General features: G+C 49.7%; 17 protein-coding genes. 1 reads left to right on the top strand and 16 read right to left on the bottom strand.

The annotated features are described in order from the left end of the window. The first annotated feature begins 368 nt into the window (after positions 1–368). Entirely contained in the window at positions 369–509 is a 141-nt protein-coding gene (locus tag KI362_RS22815; protein WP_301630666.1) for a hypothetical protein, read from the top strand. A gap of 13 nt (positions 510–522) precedes the next feature. Here the strand turns inward: KI362_RS22815 and KI362_RS22810 are convergent, their stop codons facing one another. From KI362_RS22810 to KI362_RS22735, 16 genes are all read right to left on the bottom strand, one after another. Further along, complete coding sequence (locus tag KI362_RS22810; RefSeq protein WP_301630665.1) at positions 523–1,863, bottom strand: peptidase U32 family protein; 1,341 nt, start codon at positions 1,861–1,863, stop codon at positions 523–525. A 22-nt stretch (positions 1,864–1,885) separates the two neighbouring features. Continuing rightward, positions 1,886–2,818 carry a peptidase U32 family protein gene (locus tag KI362_RS22805; protein ID WP_301630664.1) on the bottom strand — a complete coding sequence of 311 codons (933 nt, stop codon included), beginning with the start codon at positions 2,816–2,818 and terminating at the stop codon, positions 1,886–1,888. Between the two features lie 25 nt (positions 2,819–2,843). Beyond that, the gene (gene mltG / locus KI362_RS22800; protein WP_301630663.1) at positions 2,844–3,887 is read right to left on the bottom strand and encodes an endolytic transglycosylase MltG; all 1,044 of its coding nucleotides are present in this window, start codon (positions 3,885–3,887) and stop codon (positions 2,844–2,846) included. A gap of 84 nt (positions 3,888–3,971) precedes the next feature. After that, positions 3,972–4,274, bottom strand: coding sequence for a DUF1292 domain-containing protein (locus tag KI362_RS22795; protein WP_301630662.1), 303 nt, complete (start codon positions 4,272–4,274; stop codon positions 3,972–3,974). Further along, entirely contained in the window at positions 4,267–4,587 is a 321-nt protein-coding gene (locus KI362_RS22790) for a DUF1292 domain-containing protein (RefSeq protein ID WP_044479631.1), read from the bottom strand. Before KI362_RS22790 ends, KI362_RS22795 begins: the two co-directional genes overlap by 8 nt. Before the next feature lie 12 nt (positions 4,588–4,599). Continuing rightward, the gene (gene ruvX, locus KI362_RS22785) at positions 4,600–5,016 is read right to left on the bottom strand and encodes a Holliday junction resolvase RuvX (RefSeq protein ID WP_044479632.1); all 417 of its coding nucleotides are present in this window, start codon (positions 5,014–5,016) and stop codon (positions 4,600–4,602) included. A gap of 8 nt (positions 5,017–5,024) precedes the next feature. Continuing rightward, the gene (locus KI362_RS22780; RefSeq protein ID WP_044480076.1) at positions 5,025–5,285 is read right to left on the bottom strand and encodes an IreB family regulatory phosphoprotein; all 261 of its coding nucleotides are present in this window, start codon (positions 5,283–5,285) and stop codon (positions 5,025–5,027) included. Positions 5,286–5,610: 325 nt separating this feature from the next. After that, positions 5,611–8,229, bottom strand: a complete 2,619-nt coding sequence (gene alaS, locus KI362_RS22775) for an alanine--tRNA ligase (protein ID WP_301630661.1) — start codon at positions 8,227–8,229, stop codon at positions 5,611–5,613. 418 nt (positions 8,230–8,647) lie between these two features. Then, positions 8,648–9,715 carry an AI-2E family transporter gene (locus KI362_RS22770; RefSeq protein WP_044479634.1) on the bottom strand — a complete coding sequence of 356 codons (1,068 nt, stop codon included), beginning with the start codon at positions 9,713–9,715 and terminating at the stop codon, positions 8,648–8,650. 143 nt (positions 9,716–9,858) lie between these two features. Then, positions 9,859–11,013 carry a mannitol-1-phosphate 5-dehydrogenase gene (locus KI362_RS22765; protein ID WP_301630660.1) on the bottom strand — a complete coding sequence of 385 codons (1,155 nt, stop codon included), beginning with the start codon at positions 11,011–11,013 and terminating at the stop codon, positions 9,859–9,861. Next, positions 11,010–11,447: a PTS sugar transporter subunit IIA gene (locus KI362_RS22760; protein WP_301630659.1), complete on the bottom strand. Its 438-nt coding sequence runs from the start codon at positions 11,445–11,447 to the stop codon at positions 11,010–11,012. The genes KI362_RS22765 and KI362_RS22760 overlap by 4 nt, the downstream gene beginning before the upstream one ends. Before the next feature lie 45 nt (positions 11,448–11,492). Continuing rightward, positions 11,493–13,571, bottom strand: coding sequence for a BglG family transcription antiterminator (locus KI362_RS22755; protein ID WP_301630658.1), 2,079 nt, complete (start codon positions 13,569–13,571; stop codon positions 11,493–11,495). Between the two features lie 87 nt (positions 13,572–13,658). Next, positions 13,659–15,083 carry a PTS mannitol transporter subunit IICB gene (locus tag KI362_RS22750; protein ID WP_044479639.1) on the bottom strand — a complete coding sequence of 475 codons (1,425 nt, stop codon included), beginning with the start codon at positions 15,081–15,083 and terminating at the stop codon, positions 13,659–13,661. 343 nt (positions 15,084–15,426) lie between these two features. Then, entirely contained in the window at positions 15,427–15,633 is a 207-nt protein-coding gene (locus tag KI362_RS22745; protein WP_044479640.1) for a hypothetical protein, read from the bottom strand. Positions 15,634–15,662: 29 nt separating this feature from the next. Beyond that, positions 15,663–16,166: a PRC-barrel domain-containing protein gene (locus KI362_RS22740; protein WP_301630657.1), complete on the bottom strand. Its 504-nt coding sequence runs from the start codon at positions 16,164–16,166 to the stop codon at positions 15,663–15,665. An 86-nt stretch (positions 16,167–16,252) separates the two neighbouring features. Beyond that, entirely contained in the window at positions 16,253–17,410 is a 1,158-nt protein-coding gene (locus KI362_RS22735; protein ID WP_301630656.1) for a cysteine desulfurase family protein, read from the bottom strand. Positions 17,411–17,549 lie beyond the last annotated feature (139 nt).

The raw sequence follows: 17,549 nt of genomic DNA, 5'->3' as shown, positions 1-17,549 counted from the left end.
AATGACTGGGCAATTGCTCCCCAAAATCACCTTTGAAGTACCCGAATTGCGGTTTGTTTGCAGAACTAAAGGACAGGGTAGTACATTTTTACACAGAAAATAGACAGTCTCATTCTAGCCTCTTAGCAGACTTTTTCTTATGATTGGAAGGGCTAACGGACATTTCGGGCGCTTAGGACGCTCAAACGACTCTGGTTCACGCGATTCTACTCTCTAAGCAGCCAAAATGTCCGTTACAATTCTGGTTCATCCAAAGGCGGACCGTAAGGAGACATAATGTCCGTTGAACTAGACCAAGTGCTTGCTTCCTTAGACCAAATGACCGCATTGCTTATATTGAAAACAGAGTTATCCCTGCTATATCGAAAGTGAGCAAAGAAACCGTCTCCTTTGGTTTATGGTTAGGTGGTACCTCCATTTTCCCAGAGAGCGGTTTCTTTTTGCTTGACGAAATGAAAGAGGGTGCCCTCAGTTCATCTTATGATGACTTCTGGGACACCCTCTTCTGATAATTTCATTTTATTACTTCTTTTTTCTCATCATATCAAAATAGGATACCGGCCGGTCTACCTTGAATTTCACTCTTTGCAGAGGGTGGCGTGCTGCATCCAGCTCATTGCCTTCTTCATCCCAGATCGTTCCGACCGTTTGCTTGAAGAAGGTGCCGCCCGGACCGAAGAACTCCACTTCTTGCCCGGGCTTGAAGTGATTGCGCTGTTGCACCGTTGCCATGCCTGTCTCGGAATCATATTCCATCACAAGACCGGCAAAATCATAAGGAGCTGCCTTTTCTTCAGGCTCATAGATATGGTCCTCATGATCCGGCGTGTCGTAGAAGAAGCCGGTGTTCAGCGGACGATTCGCTGCTTTATTGATCTCTTCGATCCATTCCGGCTTCAGGACATAGTTGTCCGGATCCGCCATGTACGAATCAATCGCTTGACGATAAACATTGACTACCGTTGCAACGTAGTGAATAGACTTCATCCGTCCTTCAATCTTAAAGCTGTCAACACCGACATCGATCAGGTCCGGAACATGCTCAATCATGCACAGATCCTTGGAGCCCATCGTAAAGGCATTGTCGTCCTCCGTAAATTGCGGCAACTGGCTAACTCCCAGCTGGAATTTTTGCAGAACCGGATCACTAAGCGCTTCTTCCTCCGAGATCCATGTCTCAGCCTCAGGACGCGCATCCTCAAACAGATCATATTTCCAGCGGCAGGATTGGCAGCACCCGCCGCGATTCGAGTCGCGATCCGTAAAATGGTTCGATAATACGCATCGTCCGGAATAGGAGGAGCACATCGCGCCATGGATAAAGGCTTCAATTTCTACATCTACATGCCGTTTGATCTCTTCTATCTCTTCCATGCTTGTCTCTCGGCCCAGCACCACCCGCGGGAGACCTTCTTCCTTCCAGAACTGAACAGCCTGCCAGTTCACAGTGGACTGTTGGGTACTTAAATGAACCTCGAGGCCAGGCACTGCTTTTTGCGCCGTCTGAACAATAACCGGATCCGCCACGATAACTGCTGAAATCCCGGCGTTGTACAAGTTGCGCAAATATTCCTCAATTCCGCCGAGATCCTCATTGTGGGCGTAAATATTCGTGGCAACGAATACCTTTGCCCCGTATTTTTTGGCAAATTCAACGCCTTCGCGCATTTCCTCAAAGCTGAAGTTATCCGCATTCGAACGAAGGCCGTATTTTTGTCCTCCAATATATACAGCATCTGCTCCATAATGAATCGCGAACTTCAGTTTTTCCAAATTTCCGGCAGGTGCGAGCAATTCCGGTTTGCTGAGGCGATTTCGTCTGCCTGAATATTTACGCACATGTGTCTTGGTTGTTGTCTGCATCTTCGTTCACCTCTCTGCTGGATTAATAAACCTGCTCTTTATAGAAGAAGCCAAAGGAGAGCTCCCGCTCGGGATCCTGAACCCGGCGAATCTCATCCATCCACTCCTCATTAAATTCATAGTCTTCAGGACTTTCCATATAAGTATCAATAGCTTGACGATACACCTGAATAACTGTCTTGTTGTAGCTCACCGGCTTCATCATGGTTTCGATCTTAAAGCTGTCAAGTCCAGCTGCCAGCAATACATGCAAATCCTCAAGAATGCACAAATCATCTGAGCTCATGATATGCGTGCCATTCTCATCTTCATAAATCGGATACTTTTCATTCGGTCGTTCGGCTTCGATCAGGAACAACCCGCGCTTTGGACCCAGGTCTGTTCCGGAGACAGGACGCCCCTGATGGGTCATATAGCTGTTGACCAGACGGCGCTTCGAGTGATAGATATTGGTCATGCCATGAACCTGCACCTCTGACTCGATGCGAAGAGACGGCTGCATTTCTGTTATTTCATCCATATTCAGCTCACGGGCAAGCACTACCCTGCTCGCTCCTCGGTCTCCCCAATAATTGGCGGTCGAATAATTGGTCGAGGTCATCTCGGCATTCCAATGGAGCGTCAGCTGGGGAGCAATCTCTTTGACAAGTCTAAGTACGGCAGGATCACCAAATTGAATCCCGTCTACCTTAGCGTCTGCCAGTTGAAGAATATAAGTCCTCAGTTCCTCCAATTGCTCATTATGAAAAAGCTTGCTTATACTTACGTATATTTTCGCATTGTGCTGATGCCCATAGGCAACAGCCTTCCGAATGTCTTCGATCGAAAAATCACCGGGCAAACGCATCCCGTATTTTACATTGCCAATCAATACAGCGTTCGCACCCGCGCCCAGGTATTCGCCGATCTCTTCCAGCGACCCTGCAGGTACCAGAAGCTCAGGTTTCTTGCACATTGCTTGTTCACCTCAATTAATTAGCCTAATTCTTGCTAGTCTCGATATTCTTCAAATGCTCTTTATATGTCTTGGCAAACAGATGCTCTCCGCTTCCATCCTTCTTGGTTACATAGAACAAGTACTCGGAGGCCTCCGGCTCCAGCGCAGCTTCAACGGACTTCAAGCTTGGCGCAGCAATTGGACCGGGCGGCAGTCCGGCATACAGATAAGTATTATAGGGACTGTCTACACTGCGCAGATCCGAGTTAAGCAACCGCTCCTTGGGCTTGTCAAGCAGATACTGAACCGTTGCATCAATTTCCAGCTTCATGTCCTTCTCCAACCGATTATAGATTACGCCGGCCACAAGCCTCCGTTCAGCGTCCGCAACCACTTCACGCTCGATGAGCGAGGCAATCGTCATAAGCTCGTTCAGAGAAAGACCGGTCTTGGACAATTTGGCATCAAAATCAGCTATTCCGTTAAGCCGCTTGGTTGTCTCTTCCAGCATCCGATTGATAATATCGGCTTCTGTACTCCCCTTCTTCAGCTCATACGTCTCTGGAAAGAGGTATCCCTCCAGACGATATTTCAGAGCATCTCCGCTAGGCAAATCACCTGACAATGAAGAGGTCAACCCATCTCCTTGCTGCACCAGCTCTAAAAATATCTCTTTATCCGCAATCCCTTGTTCTGCAAGCTTATCCGCCATCTGCATAACAGTATAGCCTTCCGGAATTGTAAAGCGAATCATCTCCGCCTTTACCACATCGCCTGAATTGAGTTTGGCGATAATCTCGTCATAAGTTACGCCTGGCTTCAAATCATAGATACCCGCCTGAAATCGGCTCCCTTCGGATTTCCATTTCAGATAAGATACAAAGAAGAATGAATTTTTGATAAGGCCGTTCTCTTCCAACAGATCTGCAATGGCGCTCGTTCCGATTCCCGGCTCAATCGTAATTCGCACATCCTGTTCAGCAGAGTCCACCGGCTGCATGCCGGAATATACATACCACCCGCCTGCGGCGGCGCCAAGAATCAGGATCAGAACCAGAATCCCGAGCCCTTTCAATACCTTCCTCAACAGATCAACCCCTTTACAGCCAAAAAGGGCGGTTGTCCCGCCCTTCCCAGTCCGATCTATGATATCACACATTCCAGACCCGGTCTATTCCGGGAACGTTAATTCATCATACAGCTCTGCTACATTTTCCCATTCTTCATCGTCATCAATCGTAACGAGTTCGAGTCCTCCATCCGGTAGTACAACGATCTTCAGAAGCTCAGGCTCATCTTCATCACGGCCTTCATCATTCCGCAGAACGGCATAAGAATTACCTGCAACGTCGAATTCCTTTTCCACGGAATAGTAGGAAACCTTACCTGTCTCATCCTGCAATTCAACAATCTCACCGAAGGCATCCATGACACGGGTAGTCCATATCACCTGATCCGCCCGATACTCAGTCATGGTCGTCCTCGCTTCCGTCAAACTCATCAATGAGGGTGTTGAACGTCTCTTCAACGATTTCCCACTCCTCATCGCTCTCTATCGTATACAGCTTCAGGTCATCTCCGTCTTCTTCGTAACGGAATGCGTATACTTCTTCGCTCTCTTCATCTTCCTGTTCAGTTGAATCCAAAGGAACGACCATCATATACTTGGCATCCGAACCGTCGACTTCGAATTTCATAATCACTTCGAATTCTTCTTCATTCCCCTCATCATCAGGGATGTAAATAATTTCCGGTTCTTCTTCATTGCCGATACGATCTTTAGACATGTGCGATCACCCTCACCTTTGACTCTTAGAGTCCAAATAATTTTGCAAAATCAGACTTGCGGCCATTTTATCAACGACCCCTTTGCGTTTTTTCCTGCTGACATCCGCCTCGATCAACGTGCGATGGGCAGATACCGTAGTTAAACGCTCATCCCATAAATGAACGGGAAGCTGGAGCAATGCTCTCAGTTCCTCGGCAAAGGCTATGCATAATTCACCACGGGGGCCGATGGTGCCGTTCATATTCTTCGGAAGTCCAACCACAACCTCCTCGATATGATGCTCCTGCACCAGGGCTGCGATCCGATCAAGCTCGGTTCCCTCTTTGCGGCGTTCAATAACCTCCAGGCCTTGAGCAGTCCAGCCGAAAGCATCGCTGACAGCTGCTCCGATTCGCCGATCCCCGTAATCCAATCCTAAAATTTTCATGAAATCTCCTAACGATGTCCGGCAAGATAATATCTGACCAATTCCTCGATCAGTTCGTCGCGCTCCTTCTTCCGAACCAAGCTCCGGGCATTGTTATGCCGGGGAATGTAGGCCGGATCTCCGGACAACAGATAACCAACGATTTGATTAATCGGGTTGTAGTCCTTCTGCTTGAGCGCTTCGTATACCGCAAGCAGGATTTCCTCCGAGGAAGCCTCCTGCTCGTCGCCAGTGACATTAAACTTGACGGTTTTATCCATGGAGTCCACGATAACACCTCGTTTCTTCAAACTGCGGCCTGCACGTTTGCCTAGTTGAGTCTAATTCTACCTTTACTATATCACATCATGGGCCTCATAAGGAAATATCCGGTTTTATAAGTTGGATTACTAATACCACGTTCTGCTGGCAACGTATGAAGTGTGGCTACGTTCACTGTTGTTCGCGGATTTCTTTGATTGAACTCAGCCACCATAAGGAAGAAATCCGCTCACAAAGGCGAACGCTACCGCTTCTATCACCACACTTCACACTTATGCCTAATATCCGTATTATCAGTCCAACTAATATTGGATATATTCACATAGCAATTGATTACTTAGCAATCAGCTTAGCCGGCAGCTTCAAGGCTTCCTCCAGCTTGGAGATATCCTTTCCTCCGGCCTGAGCCATATCAGGCCGGCCGCCGCCGCCGCCGCCGCAGACAGCCGCAACTTCCTTCACCAGCTTGCCGGCATGCAGCCCGCGCTTCACTTCCTCTTGCGGTACAACAACGACAAAGCTCACTTTGTCTTCTACGCTTGCACCAAGTACAAGAACTGTATCCGGAAGCTTGACCTTCAGCTCGTCAGCCAGTCCGCGCAGCGCGTCCATACTGCTCGCCTGAACCTGAACCGACAGCAGCTTGGTATTTCCAACCTCAATCACGCGGTCTGTCAATTCGCCGGCCTCGATTGCGCTCAGCTTGCTTTGCAAAGACTCATTTTCACGGGCAAGGTCTTTAAGCTGCGAATGCAATGCTTCAATACGCTTTGGCACATCGGAAACATTGGACTTAAGCAATGCCGCCGATTGCTTCAACAGCTCAAGCTGGCCATCCATAAACAGATAAGCGCCTCGGCCCGTTACCGCTTCAATCCGGCGAACACCGGAGCCGATACCGCTCTCGCTTACCAGCTTGAACAGGCCGATTTCGGCTGTATTGCTCACATGGCAGCCACCGCAAAGCTCCAGGCTATAAGAGCCGACTTGTACAACACGAACGATATCACCGTATTTTTCACCGAACAGAGCCATGGCTCCCATCGCCTTCGCTTCATCAATCGGCTTCAGCTCAATCTTGACATCAAGCGCCTTCCAAATCTGTTCATTCACTCGGTGCTCAATCGTCGCCAGTTCCTCAGCACTGATGCTGCCCAAATGCGAGAAGTCGAAGCGCAGGCGATCAGCCTCCACCAAGGAGCCCGCCTGATTGACATGCTCGCCCAACGTCTCCTTAAGCGCCTTATGCAGAAGGTGGGTCGCTGTATGATTCTTCACCACACCGCCGCGAAGCTCCCGGTTCACCTCGGCCTTCACGCTGGAACCGCTGCGAAGCTCGCCGGCCGTAACCGTAACCTGATGCACATGCTGACCATGCGGAGCCTTGAACAAGCCTTGAACCTCAGCCGCTCCCGTTTCGCCTTGAAGCATTCCTCTATCGCTGACCTGACCGCCACTTTCTGCATAGAACGGAGTTTTCGACAGGATCACCTGGCCGCTCTGGCCGGCAGTCAGAACATCTACGAACTGATCGTCTGCGATCAAGGCTATAATTTCGGAGCTAACTTCAAGCTCATTATATCCAATGAATTCTGTTTTAGTCGTAAAGTCGGACAGAACCCCTCCCTGCACCTTCATACTGCCGCTTTCATGCCGGGCCGCACGAGCGCGCTCGCGCTGTTCCTCCATTGCCGCTTCGAACCCTTCCCGGTCAACACCGAGCCCATGTTCAGCCGCGAAATCTTCTGTTAGATCAAGCGGAAAACCATAAGTATCGTACAGCTTAAAGGCATCTGCCCCACCGATCCAAGTTTTCCCTGCCGCTTTAGCTTCGGCACTCATCTCGGCGAGAATAGCGAGACCATCGCTTAGCGTCTCATGGAAGCGCTCCTCCTCTGAGGAAATAACCTTCTCAATGAACTCGCGCTTAGTAACGACATCAGGATAGTATCCGCCCATAATATCGCCAACAGTCTCCACCAGCTGGTACATGAACGGTTTATCCAATCCGATCAGCTTGCCGTAACGCACCGCGCGGCGCAGCAAACGCCGGATAACATAGCCTCTGCCCTCATTCGACGGAAGAACACCGTCAGCAACAGCAAAGGTTACGGTACGGATATGGTCGGCGATAACCTTCAGAGCCACATCGACGTCTTCCTTTTCCCCGTAAGTCACCTTGGCGAGACTGGCGCTCTTCTGAATAATCGGCTGGAACAAATCGGTGTCAAAGTTGGAATCCACATCTTGCAGAAGAGAAGCAAAGCGTTCGAGACCTGCACCGGTATCAATATTTTTATTCGGCAACGGCGTATAACTGCCGTCTTTATTGTGATTAAATTGGGAGAACACCAGATTCCATACCTCCAGGAATCGTTCATTCTCTCCGCCCGGATAGCATTCCGGATCGCTAAGATCCCCGTAAGCCTCTCCACGGTCGTAGAAAATCTCGGTACATGGCCCGCACGGTCCCTCGCCAATATCCCAGAAGTTGTCCTGCAGCTTAACAATCCGTTCAGCCGGAATGCCGACGACCTCGTTCCAGAGCTTGAACGCTTCCTCATCCTCGGGATACACGGTTACAGACAGCCGTTCCGGATCAAGCCCAATCCACTCTTTGCCGGTCAAAAATTCCCATGCCCAGGTAATGGCCTCCACCTTGAAGTAATCCCCGAACGAGAAGTTCCCCAGCATTTCAAAAAAGGTGTGGTGACGACGCGTCTTGCCGACATTCTCAATATCGGTGGTACGAATGCATTTTTGCGAGTTGGTCAGACGCGGATTGTCAGGCTTGACCCGTCCGTCAAAATACGGCTTAAGCGGCGCCATGCCGGCACTAATCCAGAGCAGGGACGGATCATTATGGGGAACGAGCGAGGCGCTGGGCTCCACCTTATGTCCCTTTCCTTCAAAAAATTGCAGCCATTTAGAGCGAATTTCACTTGCTTTCATCTATAACATCCTCCTGTACCATGAAATGTGAAGCAAAATGGTGCCAAACAGAAAAAACGCCCCTGAATATCAGGGACGATTATCTCGCGGTACCACCCTGGTTATCGCTTCTGAAATAGACATCACAGAAGTCGATCGCCTTGTATGGTCCGATAACGGGCACCAGCCGGTGAATTTTTAACTCACACTCGGAAAACAGCGTTTCTGTCCGGCGAGATTCGGGTTCTTTCAGCCATTCCCCGAGTATTACGTCAGTAAACTACGTATCGCAGCGGGGAAGGAACACCTTCTCTGGGAAAATCGGGCGGACATACTTTTTTTCGTCAACGTTTTTATCAACATGCAGACATATAAATTTAGTATATAAGCGGACCTCTCTGCTGTCAATCTGCTTCACAGCGCTTTAAATTTGGCGCAGCTAAGCTGTTTTCCTGCGAATGTAGTAGGCGTAGAAATGCTGGATCACCACTTTGCATACGGCGAAGAAAGGGACTGCCAATACCAGGCCGATGATCCCGCCGATCTCCCCTCCGACAAGCAGAGCGAAAATAATAAACATCGGGTGCAAATGCAAGGTTCTGCCTACGACTTGAGGTGAAATAATATTGCTCTCCACCGTCTGGCAGATCATATTGACGAGCAGCACCAGCAGGACCATTTTCCACGAAATCGTGGTTGCCATCAGCATGGCAGGCGCCGCTCCCAGGAACGGTCCCACATAGGGAATGATGTTGCACACGGCAACAATGCCTGCGAGCAGCAGGGCAAAGGGCATTCCGATGATCATATAACCAATATAGGCAAGCACGCCAATGATCACGCAGACCAGCAATTGACCGCGAATGTAATTGCCCAGCGCCTCATCGATATCCTTGAGCAAAGTTACAATGGACTTTCTGCGCGATTTCGGAAGGACACGCAATATCATGCGCTCTATCGATTCGAAATCCTTTAGCATGTAAAAAATCAAGAACGGTACGATAAACGCGTTAAATACAACGCCAAGCGTGGTTCCCAGATTATCCAGAAAGCCCGAGATAGAAGCCGCAAGCCGATGCTCCAGCTGAAAAAACCAATTATTCATGCCCATCCGAATACTGCCCGGAAAAATCCCCTCATCCCAGCGATTCATAAGCTGCTGCGTCTGAAAGGTAATCTGGGGCAAATGCTCGCCCAGCTCCTCCACCTGCTCAACGAACATCGGAATGACATTCATTAGAATCACGGCCAGACTGGTCAGGAATACCGCATAGATCAGCAGCACCGCCGCTGTCCGTGGAACCTTCCGGCTGCCTAGCATACGAACAATAGGATTCAAGACATATGAGATGATCATCGCAACAATAAATGGGGCGAAGATCGTGCTGAGAAACCGGTAGACCACTGCAAACAAGGGACGCAGCAGCCAAATGAAATACAAGATGACCAAACCAAGAAGCAGCCATACCCCGTAACGAAAAGCTTTACTCTTCATCAATTGCTCCATCCTTGTGTCCCCCTTCCGGAACTCGGAGTCGGACCAGCTATGATGAAAGTATATGCCCTTCTGGAAAAAAATAATCGCCGTCCGCAAATCCGAATTTCACGGAGAGGCAGCACGGCGACGATACCGATCATTCTTTGTGTTAACTAGATACGGGATTGAAGAATTTCATATTGCTTCATCACTTCCTGATGTACCGGATGGGAATCAGGAATTTGCGAATATTTACTGATGGTATAAGCCGGACCATGCTCCTTAAGCGTTGTCTGTACTTCGTTCGCTTCAGGATCATCTGCTGCGTTAAAGAACAGAGCTGCGGCCATCGTTCTCGCCAAGTACAAATACCCGGTGCCAAGCTCATGTCCGCGCAATGCCGGCAAAGTCAGACGATCAAGCGGGGACAGCTTGCGGATAGGAGAACGCCCTACCCGGGCTACCTCATCCTTGAGAGCCGGATTCCGGAAGCGCTCCAGCGTGGTTGCAATATAGACTTCATGCTCTTTTGAATCGAAGCCGTGCTTAGCAACCAGCATCGCTCCTGTTTCTTTCAGAACAGATGCCACATGGTTGACGACCTCGGCATCATTCATCGCTGTCTGAATCGTATCATATTCATGCAGGTTTCCAATGTAGGCAGCCGAGCAATGGCCCGTATTCACCGTAAACAGCTTTCGCTCGATATAAGGCTCAAGATGCTCTACATACTTGACTCCTTCAATCACGCGATGCTCCGGGAGCAGTTGGGATTTATCCACAACCCATTCGAAAAAGGGTTCCACTACAACCTTCAGAATATCCTCATGCTGCTGCAGCGGCACGATACGATCCACCGCGGCATCCGGGAAGGCAATATGCTCATCCGCGTACTTTCTTCCTTCAGCATCCAGCTGTTCATAGACCAGCTGCTTCAATTGAGAGCTTGCGCCGATGGCATTCTCGCAGGCAATAATATGTAGGGGTGCCGATCCGCGTTCTGCGCGCTGGATGATGCCATTAGCAATAGCTCCGGCAATATGCTTCAAGATGGAGACACCGACAGCAGTCGTGACCAGATCCGCTTCAGCGATGGCTTCAACCAGCTCAGCCGTTTCTGTATTGCTGTTCACCGCAGTTACCCCGGTAACAATCGTTGTCTCCTGTTTCTCATCCGCCAGGGTTACAGGATATTCTTTACGCTCCTTCAAGGCTTCGACAAGACGCTCGTTGACGTCGGCAAAGCATACCTCATATCCGGAACGGGCCAAAAGCAGCCCGATGAATCCCCGTCCGATATTCCCCGCTCCAAAATGGACTGCCTTCATGCGAAATCTCCTCCTTGGAAGATGGCTAGAATTTCTTCCTTCGTCCGGGCATCCATGACCTTCTCAATGCTGTCATCATCCGAGAAAATCATGGCAACCTGCGTCAAAATCTCCATGTGCTCGCCGCCTGCTCCAGCAATGCCGATCACGACAAACGCAGGCTCATCCCCGCCAAAATCAATCCCTTCCGGAAAGCGTACAATCGACATCCCCGTCGATTTAACCAGGGACTTGGCTTCTTTGGTGCCATGGGGTATTGCCAGTCCGCCCCCCATATAGGTGGATACAATTTCTTCGCGTTCCAGCATCTTATCCACGTAATCCTCAGTAACATGGCCCGCTTTTACCAACAATTCACCAGCCAGGCGGATGGCTTCATTTTTATGACTTGCTTTCGCATCCAATACAATTTTCTCTGTAGACAGTATGCTCATCAATTCTCTCTCCTTCAGTCAAATTTTGTTATGAAGCTAATATTATTAGTTATTCTCAAAAAAAGACAGCAGCTCTTCAGCCAATTCATTACGAATCTGCTCCTCGGAGCCGACTTCCAGCAACTGAACCACTTCAGCCTTCAGCAGCAAGGAACTGATCTCGCTTAATACCTCAAGGCTCTCTCTTGATAATTCGCGATTAGCGAGCATTAATAGAATGACCTGGACGGGCTCTCCTTGACCTAATAGCATCGGTTGAGTCAATCTGAATAAGGAAACAGCCCTGTTGTGGATGAACCTGCTTCTCGTATGAAACAATGCTAGTGAAGTGCCCGGAATAATCTGGGTCGCCATACGTTCCCGATCTGTCAACCTTTGCACGACCGCCGGAACATCTGCAATCATTCCATCTTCGCTTCCGGCCCCCGAGGCATTCATTAGCTCCAGCGCTTCCCCCAAGATTCCTTCCAAGGACCAATCGGTATTATCCAATTCATACAGCCGGAAGCCTTTTAGCAGGGAGACGATTTCATGAAGCATGTTCCCCAGCTTTACAAGCCGGTGAATCGCCCTCTCCTCCTGGAAGTCCGCCTGCCTGGGAGCCGAGCGCTCCCGCAGTGTGATGCTCTGGATATGGTTAAGCAGCCGTTCCACATCCTCCTGGCTTAGCAGCGGGCTCAAGCGGATGTAGCGATCCTCAGGAATCGGCAGATTAATCGTTGAAATAATAAGATCATAATCCTCCTCCGGAAGCCTTGCTGCTTCATACCAGGAAGCATTACGAAGCACTTCAATCTGAGGCATCTCCTTGGCCAGCCTTGTAGCCAACAGCTTGGATGAGCTAAGGCCGCTGGAGCAGACCAGAATCGCCTTCACATTTCTGCCCAGCTGGCTTAACCGTTCAGCCGAGGCGCCAAAGTGCATGACCAGAAAACCGATCTCCTCGTCAGGCACTTCGAAGCCGCCTTTAATTTCATTGACAGAAGAGCGCATCACCTTGAACAATTCTTCGTAATCCTTGCGAATCGCACTGAGCAGCGGGTTGCGGATTCTTGCTCCTTCCTTGATCCGTTTCAGTGCCGGATTCAAATGCTCTTGAAGCCCGACACGAAGCGATCGATCTTCATGAAAGGGCAGTCCTGTTCGCTTGACCACCTCTTCAATCAGACGCTCGGCAATATCCATGATTTCCAGATCGACACGGGCTAATTCCGGCGAATCCTCCCGGGCCGCCAGAAATAGTCTTGCGATATGATGAATTTCCCCCGGAGGCAGTTGAATGTCGAACTCCCGCTCCAGCGCGCCTGCAATTTGTCTGGCCTGGTCGATGACCTGTTGTTCTCCGCCCTCTGCCTGCGGATCTGCCTCTTGAATCTCAATGACCCGACCGGAGGCAACCCTGGTTAGCATCACGGATAGAGCGATCAGTAGCGAGGTATAATGCTGCTCACTCAGCCTCTCGGTCCAATCCCAGTTCATATCCCAAAGACTGTTCTCCAATTGCAGCAAGTTCGCTTTGCCTGCAAGCTGCAGGAGTCGGCGGGTAACCAAGCCTTCCTTAGAGGGGGAATTCCCGATCAGATCTGAATATTCCAGCTCATCGGAAGCAATTTGGGCAATCGCTGCGCGAATATTCTCTTCTTCCCCTTCAATCTCTACACCGTAGCCCCTGCGCCGAATCAAGTTTAGCTTGAGTTTGGACAGCTCAGACTCCAGTACATCGAGATCATTGCTGATCGTTGCCGAGGTTACGTTCATCGTGTGGGCGAGAGCAAACATTTTAACCGGCTCCACAGCCTCCAGCAGCTCGCACATTAACAGAATCAGCCGTTCCTCGCCGGAGAAGTCTGTCGGCTTGACGGACAGAACCGTTTCACGGAACGCCTTAAGCGTCTCTTCTCCTGGAACTTCTCCGCCCAGCAGGCGAATCGATATGCCGGTTCCTGATTTACGGTACAGCTCGAGACCGTAAGGGCTTAGTCTTAAGGCCAAATCATCCATCTCCCGGTGCACTGTGCGTACACTCACGGAGATTGTCTCTGCGATTTCGGCGGCTGTCACCCCGTTTTTCCGGTTCAGGAGAAACATGAGAATTTGCCTTTGTCTTGCGGAAAATCTCCTCATTTCATCCCTCCCGCATAAAACTAAGATAAACGCTGGAGGGGTGCTCCAGCGTTTTTAGGGAACGCAGTGATGATATCACGAATGCTGTTAGCCTTTCAAACGGTCAACGAGCTCATCGTACTTCGGACTCTTCAGGAAGTTATCGATGGAGATATGCTCGGCATCCGGCTTGGCAATTCTGGCGCGTTCAGTTAATTGATTCTGTGTAATGACGATATCCGCATCTGCAGGAATTTCACTTACCGCCGAGTTCACGACAGTTACGTTAACACCTGCTTCCTGCATCTTCTTGCGGAGGATCGAAGCGCCCATGGCACTGGAGCCCATTCCTGCATCACAAGAGAAGACGATCTTATTCACATTTTCTTTGCGAACGCCGGATTGCGCGGCAGGAGCGGCGGAAGCGCCGGCAGCCTTCATTTGACGGCTCTTCTCGGCAGCTTCTTCCAGAGAAGTTTCGTCTTCTTTTTGTTTACCCGTTTTCAGCAGCAATGCCGCAATCAGGAACGATACGATCGTTGCCGTGATAACACCGGAGAATACCGGAAGCAAGCCGCCCTTAGGAGCCATGGCAATGTAAGCAAAGATACTGCCCGGCGCTGGAGCTGCGACCAAACCTGCATTGAACAGCTGGAACGTGAATGTACCTGTCACACCGCCGCCAATTGCGGCTAGAATCAGACGAGGATTCATCAGGATGTACGGGAAGTAAATCTCATGAATACCTCCGAAGAAATGAATAATCGCAGCGCCTGGAGCAGATTGCTTAGCCGATCCTTTACCCACCAGCATGTAAGCAAGCAGGATGCCAAGACCAGGACCTGGATTGGATTCAAGCATGAAGATTACGGATTTACCAACCCGAAGCGATTCCTCCAATGCGATCGGGCCCAATACCCCGTGGTTAATGGCATTATTCAGGAACAGTACCTTTGCTGGCTCAATCAGAACGTTTACAAGCGGCAGCAGGCCTGCTCCTACCAGAACGTCTACGCCTGAAGACAACGCTTTAGTGATTACTTCAACGAAAGGACCAATCCCTGTCAAAGCGGCGATTGCCAGCAATGCACCAAGAATACCCAGCGAAAAGTTGTTGACAAGCATTTCGAAGCCGGACTTGATTTTTCCATCAACCAACTTATCAAATTGCTTCAAAATCCATGCGGACAAAGGACCTACGATCATTGCCCCCAAGAACATTGGAATGGATGCGCCGACAACGACACCCATCGTTGCAACTGCACCGATAACCGCACCGCGCTTGCCGTGAATCATGGATCCGCCCGTATAGCCGATCAGGAGCGGGAGCAAATATTTGATCATTGGGTCTACAAGTGTAGCCAGTGTTTCATTTGGAAGCCACCCTGAAGAGATAAACAAAGCAGTAATCAGACCCCAGGCGATAAATGCCCCGATATTCGGCATCACCATCCCGCTGAGCAAACGCCCGAATTGCTGGACCCGCACTCTTACCCCTCCACCGGATTTTGTTTCTGCTGTTTCCATACTCATATCTTGAACCTCCTTGGAAGCTTATATCGAAAGCTTGAGGGGAGCTGCCCTCGTGCTCTTCTTAACTCCATCCTATTTCATAGCGCTTTCATTATCAATGAATTGAAAATGTGATTTCGTCATGATCATTGTTGTCAATATTTAAATGTCCTGTTGTAGCTTTTGCCGCGGCACTTTGAACTATGCGGGGAAATTGCAGGTTGAGCCAGTGATTGTACGCTGGAGGCAACGTGAGGAGTGTTCTTACGATCGCTATTGTTCCGGGTTTCTCCGACTGAACTAAAAAAGCAGCGGTAAGAGTTCACACTCCACCGCTGCATTCAAAACCGATATCTATTTTACTTTAAGTCAAATGCATTTGCGGATAATCCTGCATAACCTCGTCGCCAAAGAACAAATCATCCAGCGAGCTGAGCGTGCCGTCCTCTTCCACCTGATACACTGACATCTTGTCTCCATTTACCGTCAATTCGATAAAACAGCCCCAGCAATAAAACTGATGGGATCCAATCTTCCCGATATCCTTAGAGCTACAATTTGGACATTTCATCTTCATTAATCACCTATCCGTTAACAGATTCAAGGCGCCTCAAGCAGCTCATCACTGTTGGGGGGCACCATAATTGCATTTTCGCCCTTGATCATACCGTCTATGTAGGGCAGCACCTTGCGGCCTTCCATCAGGTCGGAGATTAAGCCGTCGCTGATTTCTATCCCTGTAATTGTATTTCCCATTTCCTGGTCAAAATAAACATCACAAACGTGACCAAGCATCGTACCGTCACCGGTCAGAACCGGAAGCTCCTTCAATTTCCCATTGCCCGATAAAAAGGTAAGTTGTATATTCTCGGCATCCCATTTGCGGATTGCCTGTCGATTGCGAATCATTACGGCATCTTCACCGTAAGCGATAATGTCATCCCAGAACACAACCTTCACGCTGGCTGAGAACATTTGCTTCCCTTCCAGCAAAATGCCGACGATGTTCCACTGTTCATTCAGCAGGACGTCTAGGACATCCCCGACCTGTTTACCGTCTTCTACATCAAATACGGCTAAACCTGTCAACTCCTGAAGTTTCATGCGTTGGATCCTCCTGTATGGGCAATCTTGTGGATCCCCTGTATTACGAGCCAACCTCCTCCCCGAAAAAACGTGCAGAAGCCCATTTATCTTCTATTACGAAGACGGTTCAGTATAGTTCCAATTTTTTCGGCGGTTTTCTCTAATTCCTCCCTAGTATTACCCAAACCAAAGCTGAATCGAATCGCTGAACGCAAAAATATTTGTGGAAGATTCATGGCGGCAAGCACATGGGATGGTTCCAGAGTGCCGGATGAGCAAGCTGACCCGCTGGCAGCCGCGATACCTTCAAGATCAAGATTCATCAGCATCGTCTCTGTGTCACACGCCGGAAAGCTGATATTCACAATATGCGGCAATCTGTATCCGGCCTCCGGGTGCCCATTCAGATGGTAGTTCTCGGCACCGACATGAAGCTGCAGTGCTTGAAGCAGGGTTAATCGCATGAGCTCATCCTGTTCCCCGAGCACCGGAAGCTGTTTGCTTGCTAATGAAGCAGCCGCAGCAAAACCGGCCATACCAGCAATATTCTCGGTTCCCGCCCGACGCTTCCGCTCTTGAAGCCCGCCGAAGAACAGCGGATCAAGCGGCGTGCCTTGGCGGATATATAATGCCCCGACACCCTGCGGGCCGTTAATCTTGTGAGCGGAGAAGCTCATCAAATCTACAGCGAGCTTGCTTGTATCGATCGGAAGCTTGCCAAAGGCTTGTACAGCATCGACATGAAACAGGATCCGCCGGGCCGCTGTAACTTCTGCAATTTCCCGAATCGGCTGAATCGTCCCCACTTCATTGTTCGCGTACATCACGCTGACAAGTATCGTATCTGGACGAATCGCTTCCTCTACTTGCTCAGGATGTACGATTCCGTACTTGTCAACTGGAAGATATGTTAGTTCAAAGCCCTCTTTCTCCAGCTGTCTGCATGTGTGCAGCACGGCATGATGCTCAACTTGAGTCGTTATGATATGACGGCCGCGATGCTGATTCGCCTTTGCCGCACCGAACAAGGCCAGATTATCGCTTTCTGTTCCCCCGCCTGTAAAGACAAGCTCATCCGTTCGGCATCCCGCCAACAAAGCCACCTGCTCTCTTGACTCGTTCACAAGACGCTTGGCCGCACGTCCGAAAGCATGCACACTCGAGGCATTTCCATAATGCTCCTTCATCACACGCAGCATCGTCTCCATCACTTCAGGATGAACGGGCGTTGAAGCCGCATGATCAAGATATATCGTATTCATTCTCTCATCACCTTGATTTTTTTCAGGATAGAACTCCTGCTGCACTTTTTGGGCAATCATCTGAAAAACACAAATACCGTCCCGAACGGGACGGCCATCGTGTTGGTATCACAGTAGGTTCTGTGATTCATGTGTTGTT

It is taken from the genome of Paenibacillus apis, assembly GCF_018333295.1.
Taxonomy (GTDB): Bacteria; Bacillota; Bacilli; order Paenibacillales; family Paenibacillaceae; genus Fontibacillus; species Fontibacillus antibioticophila.
The sequence above is the reverse complement of the archived record's forward strand: the minus strand, read 5'-3'. Positions and strand labels throughout refer to the sequence as shown.